Annotated in this window: 19 protein-coding genes; 17 read left to right on the top strand and 2 right to left on the bottom strand. The window is 67.2% G+C overall.

The window, feature by feature from the left end; translation table 11 throughout:
* Window positions 1-190 precede the first annotated feature (190 nt).
* Complete coding sequence (locus E1263_RS24300; protein WP_132171202.1) at window positions 191-808, bottom strand: MBL fold metallo-hydrolase; 618 nt, start codon at window positions 806-808, stop codon at window positions 191-193.
* A gap of 69 nt (window positions 809-877) precedes the next feature.
* Window positions 878-2,149, bottom strand: a complete 1,272-nt coding sequence (locus tag E1263_RS24295; protein WP_132171200.1) for an isochorismate synthase — start codon at window positions 2,147-2,149, stop codon at window positions 878-880.
* 130 nt (window positions 2,150-2,279) lie between these two features.
* Here E1263_RS24295 and E1263_RS24290 point away from each other — a divergent pair, with 130 nt between their 5' ends.
* The 17 genes from E1263_RS24290 to E1263_RS24210 all read left to right on the top strand — a co-directional run bounded on the left by E1263_RS24290 (window position 2,280) and on the right by E1263_RS24210 (window position 21,056).
* Window positions 2,280-2,978 carry a demethylmenaquinone methyltransferase gene (locus E1263_RS24290; RefSeq protein WP_132171198.1) on the top strand — a complete coding sequence of 233 codons (699 nt, stop codon included), beginning with the start codon at window positions 2,280-2,282 and terminating at the stop codon, window positions 2,976-2,978.
* A 151-nt stretch (window positions 2,979-3,129) separates the two neighbouring features.
* Window positions 3,130-4,443 (top strand): geranylgeranyl reductase family protein, encoded by a 1,314-nt coding sequence (locus tag E1263_RS24285; RefSeq protein ID WP_132171196.1) that lies wholly within the window; start codon window positions 3,130-3,132, stop codon window positions 4,441-4,443.
* Between the two features lie 105 nt (window positions 4,444-4,548).
* Entirely contained in the window at window positions 4,549-4,908 is a 360-nt protein-coding gene (locus tag E1263_RS24280; protein ID WP_132171194.1) for an NADH-quinone oxidoreductase subunit A, read from the top strand.
* Between the two features lies 1 nt (window position 4,909).
* Complete coding sequence (locus E1263_RS24275; RefSeq protein WP_132171192.1) at window positions 4,910-5,464, top strand: NuoB/complex I 20 kDa subunit family protein; 555 nt, start codon at window positions 4,910-4,912, stop codon at window positions 5,462-5,464.
* Entirely contained in the window at window positions 5,461-6,168 is a 708-nt protein-coding gene (locus E1263_RS24270; RefSeq protein ID WP_132171190.1) for an NADH-quinone oxidoreductase subunit C, read from the top strand. Before E1263_RS24275 ends, E1263_RS24270 begins: the two co-directional genes overlap by 4 nt.
* Window positions 6,168-7,514 carry an NADH-quinone oxidoreductase subunit D gene (locus E1263_RS24265; protein ID WP_132171188.1) on the top strand — a complete coding sequence of 449 codons (1,347 nt, stop codon included), beginning with the start codon at window positions 6,168-6,170 and terminating at the stop codon, window positions 7,512-7,514. Before E1263_RS24270 ends, E1263_RS24265 begins: the two co-directional genes overlap by 1 nt.
* Window positions 7,514-8,347 carry an NADH-quinone oxidoreductase subunit NuoE gene (gene nuoE, locus E1263_RS24260; RefSeq protein WP_132171186.1) on the top strand — a complete coding sequence of 278 codons (834 nt, stop codon included), beginning with the start codon at window positions 7,514-7,516 and terminating at the stop codon, window positions 8,345-8,347. The genes E1263_RS24265 and nuoE overlap by 1 nt, the downstream gene beginning before the upstream one ends.
* Before the next feature lie 2 nt (window positions 8,348-8,349).
* A complete protein-coding gene (gene nuoF, locus E1263_RS24255; RefSeq protein WP_132171184.1) occupies window positions 8,350-9,651 on the top strand; it encodes an NADH-quinone oxidoreductase subunit NuoF in 1,302 nt (433 codons plus the stop codon).
* Window positions 9,648-12,059 carry an NADH-quinone oxidoreductase subunit G gene (locus tag E1263_RS24250; RefSeq protein WP_132171182.1) on the top strand — a complete coding sequence of 804 codons (2,412 nt, stop codon included), beginning with the start codon at window positions 9,648-9,650 and terminating at the stop codon, window positions 12,057-12,059. The genes nuoF and E1263_RS24250 overlap by 4 nt, the downstream gene beginning before the upstream one ends.
* Window positions 12,056-13,381 carry an NADH-quinone oxidoreductase subunit NuoH gene (nuoH, locus tag E1263_RS24245; RefSeq protein ID WP_132171180.1) on the top strand — a complete coding sequence of 442 codons (1,326 nt, stop codon included), beginning with the start codon at window positions 12,056-12,058 and terminating at the stop codon, window positions 13,379-13,381. Before E1263_RS24250 ends, nuoH begins: the two co-directional genes overlap by 4 nt.
* A complete protein-coding gene (gene nuoI, locus E1263_RS24240) occupies window positions 13,374-13,931 on the top strand; it encodes an NADH-quinone oxidoreductase subunit NuoI (protein WP_132171178.1) in 558 nt (185 codons plus the stop codon). The genes nuoH and nuoI overlap by 8 nt, the downstream gene beginning before the upstream one ends.
* Window positions 13,928-14,740 (top strand): NADH-quinone oxidoreductase subunit J, encoded by an 813-nt coding sequence (locus tag E1263_RS24235; RefSeq protein WP_132171176.1) that lies wholly within the window; start codon window positions 13,928-13,930, stop codon window positions 14,738-14,740. The genes nuoI and E1263_RS24235 overlap by 4 nt, the downstream gene beginning before the upstream one ends.
* Window positions 14,730-15,029 (top strand): NADH-quinone oxidoreductase subunit NuoK, encoded by a 300-nt coding sequence (gene nuoK / locus E1263_RS24230; protein WP_132171174.1) that lies wholly within the window; start codon window positions 14,730-14,732, stop codon window positions 15,027-15,029. Before E1263_RS24235 ends, nuoK begins: the two co-directional genes overlap by 11 nt.
* Window positions 15,030-15,041: 12 nt before the next feature.
* Window positions 15,042-16,910: an NADH-quinone oxidoreductase subunit L gene (gene nuoL / locus E1263_RS24225; protein ID WP_132171172.1), complete on the top strand. Its 1,869-nt coding sequence runs from the start codon at window positions 15,042-15,044 to the stop codon at window positions 16,908-16,910.
* Window positions 16,907-18,430: an NADH-quinone oxidoreductase subunit M gene (locus tag E1263_RS24220; RefSeq protein ID WP_132171170.1), complete on the top strand. Its 1,524-nt coding sequence runs from the start codon at window positions 16,907-16,909 to the stop codon at window positions 18,428-18,430. The genes nuoL and E1263_RS24220 overlap by 4 nt, the downstream gene beginning before the upstream one ends.
* Window positions 18,431-18,489: 59 nt before the next feature.
* Complete coding sequence (gene nuoN / locus E1263_RS24215; RefSeq protein WP_238161484.1) at window positions 18,490-20,016, top strand: NADH-quinone oxidoreductase subunit NuoN; 1,527 nt, start codon at window positions 18,490-18,492, stop codon at window positions 20,014-20,016.
* Entirely contained in the window at window positions 20,013-21,056 is a 1,044-nt protein-coding gene (locus E1263_RS24210) for a polyprenyl synthetase family protein (protein ID WP_132171168.1), read from the top strand. Before nuoN ends, E1263_RS24210 begins: the two co-directional genes overlap by 4 nt.
* The last annotated feature ends 108 nt before the right edge of the window (window positions 21,057-21,164 follow it).

Here is a 21,164-nt window from a genome sequence, read left to right as displayed (position 1 = left end):
CTCCTACCACCACGCCGAACCCGCATCAGCCCCCGCGCAGTCAAACGCGCACAATCGAAATACCCCGCCAAACAAGCAAAACTCGACCGCACCACCTACAAAGCCACCATCACCATCAACCTCCCCGACACCACCCCAAACCGCCTTAACTAACCGGCCTTGGGGTTGACCCTGAGAGGTGCGGGGGTGATCAGGCGATTTCGAGGGAGTCGCCGGGGGCTAGTTTCTGGTACGGGCGCTCTTCGGAGTTGAGGAAGCGGGGCATCATGCCTAGGCCGATTTCGGAGAGCAGGCCGTCGTGGATGCCGACGAGCTGCTCGGCCTTGACGGCGCGGGCGTAGTCGACGGCGGGCGGCAGCGCGAACCAGGGGCCGGAGATCGGGACCAGGTTGGTGTGGACGGCGCGGTCGGGCTGGGTGAAGGAGTCGCCGGGGTGGTAGACGGCGTCGTCGATCAGGAAGCCGATGTTCGCGCAGGGGACGCCCCACTCGGGCAGGATCACGGCGTGGTCCTTGCCGTAGGCGCTGACAGCGAAACCGGCCGCGTCGAAGGACTGGCCACCTTCGACGACATGCACCAGGTCGCCGAGCTCGGTGAGCTGCGCGGCGACACCGGCGTTGGTGTAGACGGCAACGTTCAGAGCCTTCACGCGCTCGATGTCGAGATGGTCCTGGTGCTCGTGCGTGACCAGTACGGCGTCAGCGCGCTCGAACACGGCGTCCTCGCTGAACGACCCCGGGTCGACGAGCAGCGTCTTGCCGTCCTTCTCGAGCCGGACACAAGCGTGCGCAAACTTCGTGAGCTTCATCAGTCTCCTCAATACCTGCCCACCGGAACCGCCCCGGCACTCGAAAACCAAGCTACCGCGCGAAGAAACCTAGTCGCCGAGGGCGTCGCGCATGGGCACCAGCTTGGCGTTGGTTTCAGCCAGCTCAGCGGTGGGGTCGGAGCCGGCGACGATGCCGGCGCCTGCGAAGAGGCGGATGCGGCGGGCGTCGTGGGGGTCGGCCTGGCCGCAGCGGAGCGCGATGCACCACTCGCCGTCGCCGGCTGCGTCCATCCAGCCGACGGGTCCGCTGAAGCGTCCGCGCTCCATGCCCTCGATCTCGCCGATCAGGTCGCGCGCCACGTCCGTCGGCGTACCGCAGACTGCGGCGGACGGGTGTAGTGCGGCGGCCAGGCCAAGGGCGGATGCGCCGTTGTTGGCGACTCCGGCGACATCGGTGGCGAGGTGCATCACGTTCGGCAGGTGCAGCACGAACGGGGTCTCGGGAACGTTCATCGACTTGCAGTGCGGCTTCAAAGCATCAGCCACCGACCGTACGGCGAACTCATGCTCCTCGAGGTCCTTCGACGAGCGCGCGAGTGACGCGGCCAAGGCGAGGTCGTGCGCGTCATCACCGGTACGACGAATCGTTCCGGCCAGCACGCGAGACGTGATCAGGCCCTTCTCCCGCCGTACCAGCAGCTCGGGAGTTGCACCGATCAGCCCGTCGACGGAGAACGTCCAGCAGTTCGGGTACGCCGCTGCCAGGCGGCGCAGCGGCCAGCGCAGGTCGATCGGCTGCTCGGCGATCGCGATCAGGTCGCGAGCGAGCACCACCTTGTCGAGCTCACCGGCGGTGATCCGCTTGATGGCGTCGGCCACGATGCTCGACCAGTCCGTCCCCGACCGCGCTCCGTCGGAGAACGTGACGTCGTGCACGGGGGAGGCCTCGTGTGTGACCAGATCGGGAGGTCCGGCGAGCGAACTCGCGGGGGAGATGGTGGTCACCCAGGTGGTGCCGCCACGGCGGCCGACGATCACCTCGGGGACGACCAGCTCACCCGGATCGGAGTCGGTGAAACCGAAAGATCCGAAGCAGACCAGTCCGGAGCCTGGTACGCCGATTTCGTCGCGTACGACGGCGGCACCGACCAGCTCCTGCCACCACAGCATCGCGTCCTGAAAGCGGTTGCCACCGGCAACGTCGAGGCGGGCCGCGACACCCCAGCCGATGTGACCGTCGCCACGGCGGACCCAGCTCAGCCCGCCCTCGGCCGGCAAGTGATCGAGCAGTTGTGCCGCCACACCCTCGACCGGCTGGCTGCGCACCACCAGATGCGGCGCGACCACACGACCGGATCGGACCGGGTCAGACAGACTCACTGCACCACTCCTCGCTAGCGCTCAGGCCCCGGATCACGACGGCCGCTAATGCACCCACGAGATCAAAGCGTACGACCGTCCGATGACCAGCGAATTTCAGCGCCTGTCGCAGCCGTGATCAACTAGACAGGTGACCCGCGCAGACCTGAGCAAGGACCCGCATGCTGTCGCCGCCATGTTCGACAATGTGGCGGAGGGGTACGACCGCACGAACGCGGTGGCGACGATGGGGCTGGAGAAGCTGGTCTGGCGGCCGGCGACGCTGGCTGAGATCGCGCCGCGGAAGGGGATGAAGATCCTCGATCTGGCGGCCGGGACCGGTGCGTCGAGTGTCAAGTTGCGCGAGGCCGGGGCCGAGGTGGTGTCGTGCGACTTCTCGGTCGGGATGCTGCGGGTCGGCAAGCGGAACCACCCCGAGCTGGATCTGATCGCGGGGGACGCGCTGCGGCTGCCGTTCGCGGACGGCACGTTCGACGTGGTGACCATTTCGTGGGCGCTGCGGAACGTGAACGACGTGACGGTCGCGCTGCAGGAGATGCTCCGGGTGACCAGGCCCGGCGGCCGGCTCATCATCCTCGAGCAGTCGCACCCGACCTGGAAGCCGTTCCGCGTCGTCTACCTCGAGTACATGATGCGCGCCGTACCGGCGGTGGCGAAGGTCGTGTCGAGCAACCCCGAGGCGTACGAATACCTGGCTGAGTCGACCCGCGCGTGGCTGCCGCAGGAACCGCTGGCCCGGACTATCGAGGCCGCGGGCTGGACCCGGGTGCACTGGGCCAATCTGACCGGTGGTCTGGTCGCCATTCACCGGGCTGTGAAGCCGGTCTAATTACGCAACGAAAACAGCGCGTAATTTGCTTGTCTGCAAGGGGGTTGGGGCGAGTTTCGTGTCCGCGTCAGGCAGTCCTAGACTGTCGGATGACCAGGCTTAGTGAATCCCTTCACGAGCCATGCAGCCCCCAACTTCAGGTCGGGATGAGATGAGCCAGGACGTGTCGGCAGGGCCCCAGGCCGAGACCGCGGACGTGATTGTCGTCGGCGCAGGACCAGCAGGTTCGTCGGCGGCGTACCACCTGGCGAACGCCGGTCTCGACGTCTTGCTGCTGGAGAAGACCGCGTTCCCGCGGGAGAAGGTCTGCGGTGACGGGCTCACCCCGCGCGGGACCAAGCAGCTCATCAACATGGGCATCGACATCTCCGAAGAGGCCGGCTGGATCCGCAACTACGGTCTGCGCATCCGGGGCGCCGGGCACCAGTTGCAGCTGGACTGGCCGGATCTGGCCAGTCACCCGAACTACGGCCTGACCCGGAACCGGATGGACTTCGACGACCTGCTCGCGCAGCAGGCGGTCAAGGCCGGCGCGCAGCTGCGCGAGCGGACCAACGTCACCGGCCCGATCCTCGACGACAAGGGTTTCATCGTCGGCGTCACCGCGAAGCCGGTCGACGACAACGGCCGCCGCTCCGGTGCCGACATCGAGTTCCGGGCGCCCCTGGTGATGGCGGCCGACGGCAACTCGTCGCGGCTGAGCATCGGGATGGGCCTGCACAAGCGCGACGACCGGCCGATGGGCGTCGCCGTACGGACGTACTTCACCAGCCCGCGGCACGACGACGACTACCTGGAGTCCTGGCTCGAGCTGTGGGCCGACGACCCCAAGCAGCCGGACCAGAAGCTGCTGCTGCCCGGCTACGGCTGGATCTTCGGCATGGGCGACGGCACGGTGAACGTCGGGCTCGGCATCCTGAACACCTCCGATGCCTTCGGCAAGGTCGACTACGGCGACCTGCTGAAGGCGTGGCTGAAGAACACGCCGGAGGAGTGGCAGTTCCGCGACGAGTTCCAGACCATCCCGATCCGCGGGGCGGCGCTGCCGATGGGCTTCAATCGGCAGCCGCACTACACCCGCGGCCTGATGCTGCTCGGCGACGCCGGCGGCATGGTCAACCCGTTCAACGGCGAGGGCATCCCGTACGCGATGGAGTCGGGGATGTTCGCCGCCGAGGTCGCCGCCCAGGCGCTGCACCGGCAGCCGAACCAGCGTGAGCGTGCGCTGTCGGCCTACCCGAAGGCGCTGAAGCAGGAGTGGGGCGGCTACTACTCGCTCGGCCGGGTCTTCGTGAAGCTGATCGGAAACCCGGATGTGATGCGGCTCTGCACCAAGTACGGTCTGCCGCGCACCACCTTGATGAAGTTCACCCTGAAGTTGCTTGCCAACCTCACCGACCCGCGCGACGGCGACGTGATGGACAAGCTCATCAACGGGCTCACCAAGATTGCACCGTCGGCCTGATCGGCGGGGCGAGTGAGCTGAGTCACTCCGGTACTGATAACACAGTGCTGGCTGAATTGAACCGAACAAACACAGACCACCGGCTGTAAGGAAGGAGCCCAGAGCGTGCACCCCTACGTACCGATCCTCGCTCTCGGAGTGCTCGCGGCGCTCTTCGTCTTGGGCAGCATCGCCACGAGCGCCCTGGTCGGCCCGAAGCGTTACAACCGGGCCAAGCTCGACTCGTACGAGTGCGGCATCGAGCCCACTCCGCAGCCGGTCGGTGGTGGCCGCTTCCCGGTGAAGTACTACATCACCGCGATGCTGTTCATCGTGTTCGACATCGAGATCGTCTTCCTCTACCCGTGGGCGGTGGCCTTCGACCAGATGGCGCTGTTCGGGCTGATCGAGATGGTCATCTTCATCGTCACCGTCTTCATCGCGTACTCCTATGTATGGCGTCGCGGTGGACTGGAGTGGGACTGATATGGGTCTAGAAGAACAGCTTCCGGCCGGCGTACTGCTGGGCACCGTCGAAGGACTGCTCGGCTACATGCGCAAGGCGTCGTTGTGGCCGGCAACCTTCGGGCTCGCCTGCTGCGCGATCGAGATGATGACGACGGGCGCGCCGCGGTACGACGCCGCCCGCTTCGGCATGGAGGTCTTCCGCGCCTCGCCGCGCCAGGCCGACCTGATGATCGTGGCCGGCCGGGTGAGCCAGAAGATGGCCCCGGTACTGCGCCAGATCTACGACCAGATGGCAGGCCCGAAGTGGGTCCTGGCGATGGGTGTCTGCGCCTCGTCGGGCGGCATGTTCAACAACTACGCCGTCGTCCAGGGTGTCGACCACATCGTCCCGGTGGACATGTACCTGCCCGGCTGCCCGCCGCGGCCGGAGATGCTGCTGGACGCCTTCCTGAAGATTCACGACCAGATCCAGCACAGCAAGCTCGGCGCCCACAAGAAGGCGCTGGAGGCTGAGCAGGAGACCGCGGCACTGACGGCCGCTCCGACGCTTGAGATGAAGGGTCTCCTTCGATGAGTGACACGCAGCCGGAGAACCTTCCGGCGACGGCGTCCGGTAGCGACGCGCAGACGCCCGGTCCTGAGGTGATCGACCAGCGCGAAGGCATGTTCGGCGTCCGGGGTACTGGTGACACCTCCGGCTTCGGCGGCCTGCGCCGCCAGGTCGCACTCCCCGGCGGTACGCCGAAGCCGTACGGCTCCTGGTTCGACGGCGCCGCCGAGCGCCTCGAGGGTCTGGTCGGCGGTGACGCGATCGAGAAGGTCGTCGTCGAGCGCGACGAGCTCACGCTGCACGTGGCCCGCGAGCACCTGGTCGCGGTCTGCCAGAACCTGCGCGACGACGAGGCCCTGCGCTTCGAGTTCTGCTCCGGTGTCAGCGGCGTGCACTACCCGCAGGAGACCGGTCGCGAGCTGCACGCGGTCTACCACCTGTTCTCGATCACCCACAACCGGCGGATCCGGCTCGAGGTGTCCTGCCCGGACAGCGACCGGCACATCCCGTCGGTGGTCTCGGTCTACCCGGCCAACGACTGGCACGAGCGTGAGACCTGGGACTTCTTCGGCATCATCTTCGACGGGCACCCGGCACTGACCCGGATCCAGATGCCCGACGACTGGCCGGGGCACCCGCAGCGCAAGGACTACCCGCTCGGCGGCATCGACGTCGAGTACAAGGGCGCCGTCATCCCGCCGCCCGACACGCGGAGGTCGTACAACTGATGACAACCACAGACCCCTACGCCGCGCCTGCGTCGACTCGCGACACCACCGAGGGCAAGGTCTTCACCGTCACCGGTCAGGACTGGGACTCGGTCGTCGCCGGCCTCGGTGACGAGCCCGAAGAGCGCATCGTCGTCAACATGGGACCGCAGCACCCGTCGACGCACGGCGTACTGCGGCTGATTCTCGAGCTCGACGGTGAGACGGTCACCGAGGCCCGCTGTGGCATCGGCTACCTGCACACCGGCATCGAGAAGAACATGGAGTTCCGTTCCTGGGTCCAGGGCGTGACCTTCGTGACCCGGATGGACTACCTCTCGCCGTTCTACAACGAGACCGCGTACTGCCTGGCGGTCGAGAAGCTGCTCGGCATCGAGGACCAGATCCCCGAGAAGGCCAACGTGATGCGGGTGCTCCTGATGGAGCTCAACCGGATCTCCAGCCACCTGGTCTGTATCGCGACCGGCGGCATGGAGATCGGCGCGCTGACCGTGATGACGATCGGGTTCCGCGAGCGCGAGATGACGCTGGACCTGTTCGAGCTGATCACCGGCCTGCGGATGAACCACGCGTTCATCCGGCCCGGCGGTGTCGCCCAGGATCTGCCCCCGGGTGCCCTGGACAAGATCCGCGAGTACATCACCTGGATGAACAAGCACCTCCCGGAGTACGCCGAGCTCTGCAACGCCAACCCGATCTTCAAGGCGCGGCTGCAGGACGTCGGCTACCTGGACCTGGCCGGCTGCATGGCGCTGGGCATCTCCGGCCCGACCGTGCGCTCGACCGGCTACGCGCTGGACCTGCGCAAGACCCAGCCGTACTGCGGTTACGAGACCTACGACTTCGATGTCCCGACCTGGGACAGCTCGGACTCGTACGGCCGCTTCCGCGTCCGGCTGCAGGAGATGTGGGAGTCGCTGAAGATCATCTCGCAGTGCGCCGACCGGCTCGAGAAGATGGACGGCGACCCGGTGATGGTGGCCGACAAGAAGATCGGCTGGCCGAGCCAGCTCGCCGTCGGCAGCGACGGGATGGGCAACTCGCTCGACCACATCAAGCACATCATGGGCGAGTCGATGGAAGCACTGATCCATCACTTCAAGCTCGTGACCGAAGGGTTCCGGGTGCCGGCCGGTCAGGCCTACGTGGCGATCGAGTCGCCGCGCGGCGAGATGGGCTGCCATGTCGTCTCCGACGGCGGCACCAAGCCGTACCGGGTGCACTTCCGTGACCCGTCCTTCGCAAACCTGCAGGCGATGCCGATCATGTGTGAGGGCTCCCAGGTGGCCGACGTGATCGTCGCCGTCGCCAGCCTTGACCCGGTAATGGGTGGAGTGGATCGATAGTGGCCAACGATCACGCGACTGCGACCAACGTCCCGGTGCCCTACAGCACCGGTGACTCCGCGATCACCGAGACGACGATCGCGGAGATGCGCGAACTGGCTGCCCGGTACCCGGTCGGCCGTTCTGCACTGCTCCCGATGCTGCACCTGGTGCAGTCGGTCGAGGGCCGGGTCACCCCGGAGGGCATCGAGGCCTGCGCCGACGTGCTCGGGCTGACCGGCGCCGAGGTCTCCGCGGTGGCGACCTTCTACACGATGTACAAGCGCCGGCCGGTCGGCGAGTACCACGTCGGGGTCTGCACCAACACGCTGTGCGCGGTGATGGGCGGCGACCTGATCTTCGAGCGGCTGAAGAGCCACCTCGACGTCGGGAACGACGAGACCACCGAGGACGGCAAGATCACCCTCGAGCACATCGAGTGCAACGCGGCCTGCGACTACGCACCCGTGGTGACGGTGAACTGGGAGTTCTTCGACGACATGACGCCGCAGTCGGCCACCCAGCTGGTGGACGACCTGCGCGAGGGCACCGAGGTGAAGTCGCCGCGCGGCGCCACCATCTGCAGCTGGCGCGAGGCGGAGCGCGTGCTGGCGGGCTTCCCCGACGGCCGCGCCGACGAGGGCCCGACCGGTGGCAAGGCTTCGCTGGCCGGCCTCCGGCTGGCCCGCGAGCGCAACTGGACGGCACCGAACGGCGCCGCTGGTAGCAGCAACGCCGCCGCGGCTGCCGAGTCCACGGTCTCCCCGGAGGCCGCGGCCGGTCCGCGTCCGTCCGACCAGCCTGGCAAGGAATCCCAAGCGGTCAACGGCAACGATTCGCGGAAGGAGGACTGACCATGCTGACCCCGGTACTGTCCGACAACTGGGACCAGATCAACGCGTGGCAGCTCTCGTCGTACCAGCGCACCGGTGGGTACGACGCCCTCCGTACGGCGCTGGCGATGCAGCCGGCCGACGTGGTCACCGCCGTCAAGGACTCCGGTCTGCGCGGTCGTGGTGGCGCGGGCTTCCCCACTGGGATGAAGTGGTCCTTCATCCCGCAGGACAACCCCAAGCCCAAGTACCTCGTGGTGAACGCCGACGAGTCCGAGCCGGGCACCTGCAAGGACATCCCGCTGATGATGGCCTCGCCGCACACGCTGGTCGAGGGCGTCATCATCTCGTCCTACGCGATCCGCGCGAGCGTCGCGTTCATCTACGTCCGCGGTGAAGTTCTGCACGTGATCCGCCGGCTGCAGCAGGCCGTGCAAGAGGCGAAGGACGCCGGTTTCATCGGCACCAACATCCTCGGCACCGGCTACGACCTGGACGTCGTCGTGCACGCCGGCGCCGGCGCGTACATCTGTGGCGAGGAGACGGCCCTGCTCGACTCGCTCGAGGGTCGTCGCGGTCAACCTCGGCTCCGTCCTCCGTTCCCGGCTGTCGCCGGTCTGTACGGCTGCCCGACAGTGATCAACAACGTCGAGTCGATCGCGTCTGTTCCCGCCATCATCAAGAACGGCGCGGACTGGTTCTCCTCGATGGGCACCGAGAAGTCCAAGGGCATGACGCTGTACTCGCTCTCCGGACACGTCACCCGTCCGGGGCAGTACGAGGCGCCGATGGGCATCACGCTGCGGCAGCTGATCGACCTGGCCGGCGGGGTCCGCGAGGGCCACGAGCTGAAGTTCTGGACGCCGGGTGGTTCCTCGACGCCGCTGCTGACCGCCGAGCACCTCGACGTACCGCTCGACTACGAAGGTGTCGGCTCGGTCGGTTCGATGCTGGGCACGAAGGCGCTGCAGATCTTCGACGAGACGACCTGCGTCGTCCGCGCTGTTCTGCGCTGGACCGAGTTCTACAAGCACGAGTCCTGTGGCAAGTGCACCCCGTGCCGTGAAGGCACGTGGTGGCTGGTGCAGATCCTCGAGCGCCTTGAGCACGGCAAGGGCACCGAGGCCGACCTGGCCACGCTGCTCGACCTCTGCGAGAACATCACCGGCCGCTCGTTCTGCGCCCTGGCCGACGGTGCGACCGCGCCGATCAGCAGCTCGATCCAGCACTTCAAGGACGAGTACCTGGCGCACTTCGAGCACGGCGGCTGTCCGTTCGACCCGATGGCAAGCACTGTCTTCGCGACCGCTGGAGCTAGCGCATGACGATCCAAGCGAACCCACCGGCCGGCGCGGAGGTGGAGCGGACCGATCTCATCACCGTCACCATCGACGACATCGAGGTCAAGGTTCCGAAGAACACCCTGCTGATCCGCGCCGCGGAGCAGATCGGGGTTCAGATCCCGCGGTTCTGCGACCACCCGCTGCTCGACCCGGTCGGCGCCTGCCGCCAGTGCCTGGTCGAGATCACCGACGCCGGTAACGGCCGCGGAATGCCGAAGCCGCAGGCCTCCTGCACGATCACTGTCGCCGACGGCATGGTGGTTCGCACGCAGATCAGCTCGCCGGTGGCTGACAAGGCACAGCACGGGCAGATGGAATTCCTGCTCATCAACCACCCGCTGGACTGCCCGGTCTGCGACAAGGGCGGCGAGTGCCCCCTGCAGAACCAGGCGATGTCGAACGGCCAGGGCGAGACCCGCTTCCACGAGATCAAGCGGACCTACCCGAAGCCGATCAACATCTCCTCCGAGGTGCTGCTCGACCGCGAGCGCTGCATCCTCTGCGCGCGCTGCACCCGCTTCTCCGAGCAGATCGCCGGTGACCCGTTCATCGCGCTGATCGAGCGCGGCGCGCTGCAGCAGGTCGGCATCTACGAGAAGGAGCCCTTCGAGAGCTACTTCTCCGGCAACACCATCCAGATCTGCCCGGTGGGCGCGCTGACCAGCGCGGCGTACCGGTTCCGGTCGCGGCCGTTCGACCTCGTCTCGGTGCCTTCGGTCGCCGAGCACGACGCGTCGGGTGCCGCGATCCGCGTGGACTACCGACGCGGCAAGGTGATGCGCCGGCTGGCCGGTGACGACCCGCAGGTCAACGAGGAGTGGATCTCGGACAAGGACCGGTTCGCGTTCAACTACGCGAGTACCGGTGACCGGCTGACCCACCCGATGATCCGTGAGGACGGCGTCCTGCGTCCGGCGTCGTGGCCGGAGGCGCTGACCTACACCGCGGAGAAGCTGACCGCGGCGCGCGGCAACGCCGCCGTACTGACTGGTGGCCGGTTGACCCTCGAGGACGCCTACGCGTACTCGAAGTTCGCCCGCGTCGCCCTGGGCAGCAACGACATCGACTTCCGGGCTCGCCCGCACTCCGCCGAGGAGGCCGACTTCCTGGCCGCCGCGGTGGCCGGTACGGGTCTCGGTACGACGTTTGCCGACCTCGAGAAGGCTGGATCCGTGCTGTTCGCCGGGTTCGAGCCGGAAGAGGAAGCGCCGTCGGTGTTCCTGCGGCTGCGCAAGGCCGTCAAGGCCCACGGCACCAAGGTGTTCACGGTTGCTGCCTTCGCCTCGCGCGGGGTGCAGAAGCTGAACGGCATCGTCGTTCCGGCCGAGCCGGGCACCGAGGCCGCCGTACTGTCCGACCTGAGCGGTGATGTGAAGGCTGCGCTCGGCGCGGACTCGATCATCATCGTGGGTGAGCGGCTGGCGAGCGTTCCGGGTGCTTACTCGGCCGCGCTGCGGCTGGCGCTCAACACGGGTGCGCAGCTGGCCTGGATCCCGCGTCGTGCGGGTGACCGCGGTGCGCTCGAGGCTGGTTGCCTGCCGGGCCTGCTGCCCGGTGGCCGCCTGGTCTCCGACCCGCAGGCGCGCGTCGACCTGCAGGCCGCCTGGGGCGTCGAGAGCTTGCCGACGGCAACGGGTAAGGACCTGACCGAGATCATCGCGTCTGCGTCCTCACTGGGCGCACTGGTCGTTGCAGGCGTCGAGATCGACGACCTGCCGGACCCGGCCGCCGCGCTTGCTGCGCTCGCTGCCGCGCCGTTCGTGGTCAGCTTCGAGGTCCGCAACTCGCAGGTCACCGAGCACGCCGACGTCGTCTTCCCGGTGGTTCCGCCGGCGGAGAAGGACGGCACCTTCGTGAACTGGGAAGGTCGCGAGCGGCCGTTCCCGGTTGTCCTCAAGGTGCCGGCCGCGATGCCGGATGTCCGCGCCCTGGCCGCACTGGCCCAGGAGATGGACACCGCGCTCGGGTTCACCACCCCGGCCGGCGCCAAGCGTGAGTACGACGAGCTCGGTCGCTGGGACGGCGATCGCGCGCAGGAGCCGACGTACCAGGCCGGTCCGGCACTGGGTGCGTTCGACTCCACCCGCCTCGCTACCTGGCGGATGCTGATCGACGACAGCCGCGCCTGCGACGGCGAGCCGCACCTGACCGGGACCGCGCGTAAGCCGGTCGCCCGGGTCTCGGCCACCACCGCGCACCGCGTCGGCCTCGCCGACGGAGACGAGCTGGTGATCAGCACCGATGCCGGTTCGGTCCGGCTCCCGGTCGCGATCACCCCGATGACCGACAACGTGGTGTGGCTGCCGACCAACTCGGCCGACTCGCACGTGCGTCGTTCGCTGCACGCTGATCACGGTTCGATCGTGACGATCGCCGGAGGAAACGCATGATCCACATTCCGCTGGCCGCGCCCCCGGACGCGGGCGTCGGGCATGACCCGTGGTGGGTGATCGGCCTCAAGGTGCTGATCATCTTCGTGCTGCTGGTCGTCCTGACACTGTTCAACATCTGGTTCGAGCGTCGCGTCGTCGCGCGGATGCAGCACCGGGTCGGGCCGAACGTGCACGGACCCTTCGGTCTGCTGCAGTCGCTCGCCGACGGTGTGAAGCTGATGCTCAAGGAAGACCTGATGCCGAAGGGCGTGGACCGTTTCGTCTACGTCCTCGCACCGGTGCTCACCGCCGTACCGGCCTTCCTGACCTTCGCCGTCATCCCGTTCGGGCCGACGGTGAAGATCCCGTTCACCGACACCTACACGCGGTTGCAGCTGACCGACCTGCCGGTGTCGGTGCTGTACGTGATGGCGATCGCCTCGATCGGCATCTACGGCATCGTCCTCGGTGGCTGGTCGTCCAACTCGACGTACTCGCTGCTCGGTGGTCTGCGCTCCAGCGCCCAGATGATCTCCTACGAGGTCGGCATGGGGCTGGCGCTCGTCACGGTCTTCCTCTTCGCCGGTTCGATGTCCACCTCGGACATCGTCGCGGCGCAGAGCCAGCACCAGACGGTGAACCTGTTCGGCGCCGACATCCCGATCCCCGGCTGGTACGCGTTCCTGCTCTTCCCGTCGTTCGTGATCTACGTGGTCTCGATGATCGGTGAGACGAACCGGGCGCCGTTCGACCTGCCCGAGGCCGAGGGCGAGCTGGTCGCGGGCTTCCTGACCGAGTACTCCTCGATCAAGTACGCGATGTTCTTCCTGGCCGAGTACATCAACATGGCGACCGTTTCGGCGCTGGCCACGACGCTGTTCCTCGGCGGCTGGCAGGCCCCGTGGCCGATCTCGCAGTTCGACTGGGCCAACACCGGTTACTGGCCGGTGCTGTGGTTCTTCGGCAAGCTGATGGCCTTCATCTTCTTCTACATCTGGTTGCGCGGAACGTTGCCGCGACTGCGCTACGACCAGTTCATGAAGCTGGGCTGGAAGATCCTGATCCCGGTCTCGCTGGGCTGGATCCTGCTGGTCGCCACCGTGCGTGCGGTCGGTCGCGAGGCCTCCACGCCGCGCACCTGGCTGCTCGTCGCGGCCGGGATCGCGGTCGCGCTCGCGCTGATCTCGATGCTGTTCCCGGGCAAGAAGACCGAACCGGTGACCGAGGTTGCCGATGGCAAGGACTTCGACGCCTTCGCCGGTGGGTTCCCGGTACCACCGCCGATCGTCGACACCAAGAGCGAGACAGACAGTCGTAGCAAGGAAGGCACTCGTGGCTAGCGTCAAAGAAGCTCTCTGGGACCCGGTAGCCGGGTTCGGGGTCACCTTCCGGACGATGTTCCGCAAGGTGTTCACCGAGGAGTACCCGTTCGAGAAGAAGCCGACCGCACCGCGCTTCCACGGCCGGCACCAGCTGAACCGCTGGCCGGACGGTCTGGAGAAGTGCATCGGCTGCGAGCTGTGCGCCTGGGCGTGCCCCGCCGACGCGATCTACGTCGAGGGTGGCGACAACGTCGACGGTGCCGATTCGGGACGCTTCTCGCCCGGCGAGCGGTACGGCCGCGTCTACCAGATCAACTACCTGCGCTGCATTCTCTGTGGACTGTGCATCGAGGCCTGCCCGACCCGGGCGCTCACGATGACCAACGAGTACGAGCTGGCCGACTCCAGCCGTGCCTCGCTGATCTACGAGAAGAAGGACCTGCTGGCCCCGATGCTTCCGGGCATGCAGGAGCCGCCGCACGCGATGCAGCTCGGCGCCACCGACAAGGACTACTACCGCGGCCTGACCGGCGCGGCAGCCCCTGCCGACGGTGGTGACGCCAAATGATCGGCCTGGTGACCGGACCGCAGGTCGCGTTCTGGATGCTCGCGCCGGTGATGGTGCTGGCGGCGATCGCGATGATCCTGGTCCGCAAGGCGGTGCACTCGGCGCTGCTGCTGGCCACGGTGATGATCTGCCTGTCCATCCAGTACGCCGCCCTGGACGCACCGTTCCTGTTCGCCGTACAGATCATCGTCTACACCGGCGCGATCCTGATGCTGTTCCTGTTCGTGCTGATGCTCGTCGGCGTCGACGCCTCGGATTCGCTGGTGGAGACGATCCGCGGTCAGCGACTGCTGGCGGGCCTGGCCTTCCTCGGCTTCGGTGTCCTGATCGTCGCTGCCGTCGGCAACGCGGTCTACGGCACCGACCCGGTCGGCCTGGCCGACGCGCAGCCGGACGGCAACCCGAAGGGCATCGCGCAACTGCTGTTCGGTAAGTACGTGTTCGCCTTCGAGGTCACCTCGGCGCTGCTGATCACCGCAGCCCTCGGCGCGATGATGCTGGCGCACCGCGAGCGGCTGACCAAGAAGCGCACCCAGCGTGACCACGCCGAGGAGCGGATCCGCAAGTACGCCGAGCAGGGGATCCACCCTGGTCCGCTGCCGACTCCCGGCGTACTGGCTCGGCACAACGCTGTCGACACCCCGGCGCTGCTGCCCGACGGGTCGATCGCACCGACCTCGGTTTCGCGCGTCCTGCAGGCCCGTGGCACCGTGTTCCCCGAAGCCGAGGAGCGCGCGGACATCGAGACCGTCCGCGAGATCACCGAGGGCGAAGACCACGTGACGAAGGAGAAGAACAGTGACGACTGAGCCATACATTGTGCTCGCGGCGATCCTGTTCAGCATCGGCGCGCTCGGCGTGCTGGTGCGGCGGAACGCCATCGTCGTGTTCATGTGTGTCGAGCTGATGCTGAACGCGGCGAACCTGGCGTTCGTCAGCTTCGCCCGTCAGCACGGCAACCTCGACGGCCAGATCGCCGCCTTCTTCGTGATGGTGGTGGCTGCGGCCGAGGTCGTGATCGGCCTGGCGATCATCATGGCCATCTTCCGCACCCGTCGTTCGGCTTCGGTCGACGACGCCAACCTGCTCAAGTACTGAGGTCTGAAACCGATGAGTCATGAGCTGACGTGGCTGCTGGTCGCGATTCCGGCGGTGTCCGCGGCGATCCTGCTGCTTGGTGGCAAAGCCACCAACAAGTGGGGTCACCTGCTGGGCACCGCGGCGTCGCTGGCCTCGTTCGTCTGCGGTGTCCTGCTGTTCGTCCAGATGCAGGGGCTGCACGACGAGGAGCGGTCCGAGACGGTTCGCCTGTTCGAGTGGTTCACGGTCGGGAACGTGAAGGTCGACTTCACGCTGCTGATCGACCCGCTCTCCATCCTGTTCGTGCTGCTGATCACCGGTGTGGGTTCGCTGATCCACATCTACTCGATCGGCTACATGGAGCACGACGTCCGGCGGCGCCGGTTCTTCGCCTACCTGAACCTGTTCGTGGCAGCGATGCTGCTGCTGGTTCTCGCGGCGGACTACCTGCTGGTGTTCGTCGGCTGGGAGGGCGTCGGTCTGGCGTCGTACCTGCTGATCGGGTTCTGGCAGCACAAGACTTCGGCCGCCGTTGCCGCCAAGAAGGCCTTCGTGGTCAACCGGGTCGGTGACATCGGCCTCTCGCTCGCCGTGATGAGCATGTGGGGCCTGTTCGGCTCCTCGGCCTTCGCCTCGGTGAACGCCGGCGCCGAGGGCATGTCGAGCACGTGGGCCACGCTGGTCGGCCTGATGCTGCTGCTGGCTGCCTGCGGTAAGTCCGCGCAGGTGCCGCTGCAGTCCTGGCTGCTGGACGCGATGGAAGGCCCGACCCCGGTGTCGGCCCTCATCCACGCGGCGACCATGGTCACCGCGGGCGTCTACCTGGTAGTCCGCTCGCACGCGATCTTCGAGATGTCCGAGACGGCCTCGACCGCGGTCGTCATCGTCGGTACGGTCACGGCGCTCGCCGGTGCGATCATCGGTACCGCCAAGGACGACATCAAGAAGGCGCTCGCCGGTTCGACGATGAGCCAGATCGGCTACATGATGCTGGCCGCCGGTCTCGGCCCGGCCGGGTACGTGTTCGCGATCTTCCACCTCATCACGCACGGCTTCTTCAAGGCCAACATGTTCCTCGGCGCCGGTTCCGTCATGCACGGGATGAACGACGACGTGAACATGCGCCACTACGGTGCGCTCCGGATCCCGATGAAGATCACCTTCGTGACCTTCGCCTTCGGCTACCTGGCGATCCTCGGAATCCCGCCGTTCGCGGGCTTCTTCAGCAAGGACAAGATCATCGAGGCGGCGTTCGCGCACAACCCGGTGATCGGTCTCTGTGCCCTGCTCGGTGCCGGGATCACGGCGTTCTACATGACCCGCGTGATGCTCATGACCTTCATGGGCAAGAAGCGCTGGGCCGACGACGTGCACCCGCACGAGTCGCCGAAGGTGATGACGATCCCGCTGATCATCCTGGCGGCGCTGTCGCTGGGTGGTGGCGCCCTGTACTTCGCCGGGCACTGGATCGAGCACTGGCTCGAGCCGGTCGTCGGGGTCGAGGAAGAGCACCCGCCGCTGCCGGCGATCGCGATGACGGCGATCACCCTCGCGGTCGTTGCCGTCGGCATCGTGATCGCGGTGGCCAAGTACCGTCGGGACATCCCGCGGGAGGCCCCGGCCGGTTCGCCGCTGACGGTCCTCGCCCGGCGTGATCTCTTCGGTGACGCTCTGAACGAGGCAGTCCTGATGCGTCCGGGTCAGTACCTCACCCGGACGCTGGTCTGGCTGGACAACCGCGGCGTGGACGGCCTGGTCAACGGGCTGGCCGCACTGTTCGGTGGGCTGTCCGGCCGGCTCCGCCGGTTCCAGACGGGCTTCGTCCGTTCGTACGCACTCAGCATGGTCTTCGGCGCCGCATTCGTGGTCGTCGCCCTCCTCGCGGTGAGGTTGTCGTGAAAATCGGTTGGCTGACCCTCTTACTGCTGCTGCCCCTCGTGGGCGCCCTGGGCACCATGGCGGTGCCCAAGGCGAAGGCACTGCTGTCCAAGCAGGTAGCGCTCGGCTTCTCCCTCGTCACCCTGGTGCTGACCGCGATCGTTGCGGTCGGCTACCACCAGAACGGCGCTGAGAAGTACAACGAGACGCACACCTGGATCAAGGCGTTCGGCGCGAACTACGCGCTCGGTCTCGACGGTGTCGGCATCATCTTGGTGGTGCTCACCGCGCTGCTGACGCCGATCGTGATCATCGCCTCGTGGAACGACGCGGACGGCGGCCGCTGGTCGTCGAAGTCCTTCTTCGCCTGGATCCTGGTGCTCGAGGCCCTGTCGATCGGGGTCTTCTCCGCGACCGACGTGTTCCTCTTCTACGTGCTGTTCGAGGCCACGCTGATCCCGATGTACTTCCTGATCGGTGGCTTCGGCGGTCCGCAGCGCTCGTACGCCGCGGTGAAGTTCCTGCTCTACTCGCTGCTCGGCGGTCTGCTCATGCTGGCCTCGGTGGTCGGCCTGTACGTGCTCTCCGCGCGCGCCGGCGACCCGTCGTACCTGCTGACCGACCTGATCAAGCTCGACATCAGCCAGAACACGGAGCGGTGGCTGTTCCTCGGCTTCTTCTTCGCCTTCGCGGTGAAGGCGCCGATGGTGCCGTTCCACACCTGGCTGCCGGACGCCGCCGGTGAGGCGACGCCGGGCACCTCGGTGCTGCTGGTCGGCATCCTGGACAAGATCGGCACCTTCGGGATGATCCGGTTCTGCCTCGGTCTGTTCCCGGAGGCCTCCAAGTGGGCCACCCCGGTGGTCCTGGTGCTCGCCCTGATCTCGGTCCTGTACGGCGCCCTGGTGGCGATCGGCCAGACCGACATCAAGCGGCTGATCGCCTACACCTCGATCTCGCACTTCGGCTTCATCGTGATGGGCATCTTCGCGCTCACCTCGCAGGGCCTGACCGGGTCGACGCTCTACATGTTCAACCACGGTCTCTCGACCGCGGCGCTGTTCCTGGTCGCCGGGTACCTGATCTCCCGGCGGGGGTCCGCGCGGATCGCCGACTACGGCGGGGTCGAGAAGGTCGCCCCGGTGCTGGCCGGAACGTTCCTGTTCGCGGGTCTGTCCAGCCTGGCGCTGCCCGGTCTGTCGCCGTTCATCTCCGAGTTCATGGTGATCGCCGGGACGTTCAGCAACCACAAGGTGATCGCGGTGATCGCGGTCTTCGGCATCGTGCTGGCGGCGCTCTACATCCTGCTGATGTACCAACGCACGATGACCGGACCGGTCCGTGAGGGCATCGAGAAGCTGAAGGACCTGAACAAGCGGGAGATCCTCGCGATCGTTCCGCTGGTGGTCCTGATCATCGGCCTCGGCATCTTCCCGAAGCCGATCGTCGACATCATCAAACCCGCGGTCGAGTCGACCATGCAGCGCGTCGGTGTTACCGACAAGGCGCCGGAGATCCCCGTGACGGAGGGACAGAAGTGATCGGCCTGATCCTGCCTGCGGCGGACTTCGTCGCGCCGAAGATCGAATACACCGAGCTGATGCCGATGCTCGTGGTGTTCGGCGCGGCCTGTGTCGGCGTCATCGCCGAGGCATTCCTGCCGCGGGCCCTACGGCACGTGGCGCAGCTCGCCATCACTGTGGTCGCGATCCTTGCGGCCGGCGTGCTGACCGGGCTCCTGATCAACGACAACAAGGAACTGATCGCGGCCCAGGGCGCGATCGCGGTGGACGGCCCGGCGCTGTTCACCTGGATGATCCTGCTCGCCCTGACCCTGATCAGCGTGCTGCTGTTCGCCGAGCGGTCGCTCGACGGTGGGCTCTCCGCGTTCGCGAGCCAAGCGGCCGCCGTACCGGGGTCCGAGGCCGAGCGTGAAGGTACGGCGGCCCGGATCGAGCACACCGAGATCTTCCCGCTGACACTGTTCGCGGTCGGCGGCATGATGCTGTTCGCGTCGGCCAACGACCTGCTGGTGCTGTTCGTCGCGCTCGAGGTCTTCTCGCTGCCGCTGTACCTGCTGTGTGGCCTGGCGCGTCGTCGCCGGCTCATCTCGCAGGAAGCCGCGATGAAGTACTTCCTGCTCGGCGCCTTCGCCTCCGCGTTCCTGCTGTTCGGGATCGCGCTGCTCTACGGGTACGCCGGCACGATGTCGCTCGGCGGGATCGCCGACACTCTCGGCAAGAACACCGGCGGGGAGACCATCCTGCTGGCCGGGACCGGTCTGGTCGGGGTCGGCCTGCTGTTCAAGGTCGGCGCCGTACCGTTCCACAACTGGACGCCGGACGTGTACCAGGGTGCGCCGACGCCGGTCACCGGGTTCATGGCGGCCTGCACCAAGATCGCCGCGTTCATCGGGCTGATGCGGGTCTTCTACGTCGCCCTCGGCGGAACGCGCTGGGACTGGGCGCCGATGATGTGGGTCGTCGCGATCCTCACCATGGTGGTCGGTTCGATCGTCGCGATCACCCAGACCGACGTGAAGCGGATGCTGGCCTACTCCTCGATCGCGCACGCAGGCTTCCTGCTGACCGCGTTCGTCGGCCTGGCCCAGGCCGGGAGCGGTGTCCACAACGGCATCACCTCGACCCAGGCGGTGCTCTTCTACCTGGTCTCGTACGGCTTCTCGACGATCGGTGCCTTCGCGGTCATCACGCTGGTCCGCGACGCGAGTGGCGAGGCCACGCACCTGTCCCGCTGGGCGGGTCTGGGCAAGAAGTCGCCGCTGCTGGCGGGGATCTTCGCGTTCTTCCTGCTCTCCTTCGCCGGCATCCCGCTGACCGCGGGCTTCACCGGCAAGTGGGCAGTCTTCAGCGCAGCCTGGTCGGGCGGGGCGTGGCCTCTCGTCGTCGTCGCTGTCCTGTCCAGCCTGGTCGCCGCGTTCTTCTACGTCCGCGTGATCGTGCTGATGTTCTTCTCGGATCTGCCGGCCGACGCGCCCGACGTGGCGCTGCCGGGCTGGCAGACCACGACGGCTGTTGCTCTCGGTCTCGCCGCCACTGTGGTTCTCGGACTGGTCCCCGGACCGGTGCTCGACCTGGCGGCCCGCGCAGGTGAGTTCATCCGTTGAGTCCGACCCCGCTGCCGGCCGAGAGCCTGGGCTTCGCGTTCGCCGATGAGGCACTCGAAGCCCGGGTCCGGGCTGGGCTCGAATCGGTCGAACAGGCGCTCCGCGACTCCACCGAGTCCGAGGCGCCGTTCGTCACCGCCGCCGCCCAGCACGTCATGGTTGCCGGCGGCAAGCGGTTCCGGCCGCTGCTGGTACTGATCGCCGCGGAGTTCGGCCCGGCGCCGGCCGCTGACGAGGTCGAGCTGGTCCGCGACGACGTCGTCAAGGCGGCCGTCGTCGTCGAGCTGACGCACGTCGCGACCCTGCACCACGACGACGTGATGGACGAGGCCGCGCTCCGCCGCGGTTCGGCCACCGCGAATGCTCGCTGGGACAACTCGGTCGCGATCCTGTCCGGCGACTGGCTCTTCGCCCGCGCCTCCGACCTGGTCGCCGATCTGGGACCGGACGCCGTACGGATTCAGGCCCGGACCTTCAGCCGCCTGGTCGAGGGTCAGATCCGCGAAACCCTCGGCGTCACCGAAGGCCAGGACCCGCTCAAGCACTACCTGTCGGTCGTGGCCGACAAGACCGGTTCGCTGATCGCCACCTCGGCCCTCTTCGGTGCCCGCTTCGCCGGTGCCTCCGAAGAGATCCAAGAGTCCCTGCGCGCCTTCGGTGAAGAGATCGGCGTCGCCTTCCAGCTCGCCGACGACATCCTCGACATCGCCGGCGACTCCGGCCAGTCCGGCAAAACCCCTGGCACCGACCTGCGCGAAGGCGTCCCGACCCTCCCGGTCCTCATCTTCCGCGCCCAGGCCGACCCCTCGAACCCCGACGACGCAAGGCTGCTCGAGCTCCTCGACTCGGACCTCTCCGACGACGCCCGCCTCGCCGAGACGCTGGACCTGCTACGGGCCCACCCGGCCTTCGCCCAGGCAGAAGACGACGTACGGCGCCGTGCCGCGGATGCCCGCAAACTCCTGTCGTCCCTGCCGGACTGCTCCGCCCGCCAGGCCCTCGACTCCCTCTGCGACCTGGTCGTCACCCGCTCCGTCTAACACGACGGCTGGGCCAGACGGGGCAATAGTGTACGGCGAGCCAGCTGCCCTGAGAGCAGCGCGGGATCGGATGGACGTGGGAACTATCAAGGGCTAAAGTCGCAAGCT

Origin of the sequence: Kribbella antibiotica, from assembly GCF_004349055.1 — a bacterium.
Classification (GTDB): domain Bacteria; phylum Actinomycetota; class Actinomycetes; order Propionibacteriales; family Kribbellaceae; genus Kribbella; species Kribbella antibiotica.
The sequence above is the reverse complement of the archived record's forward strand: the minus strand, read 5'-3'. Positions and strand labels throughout refer to the sequence as shown.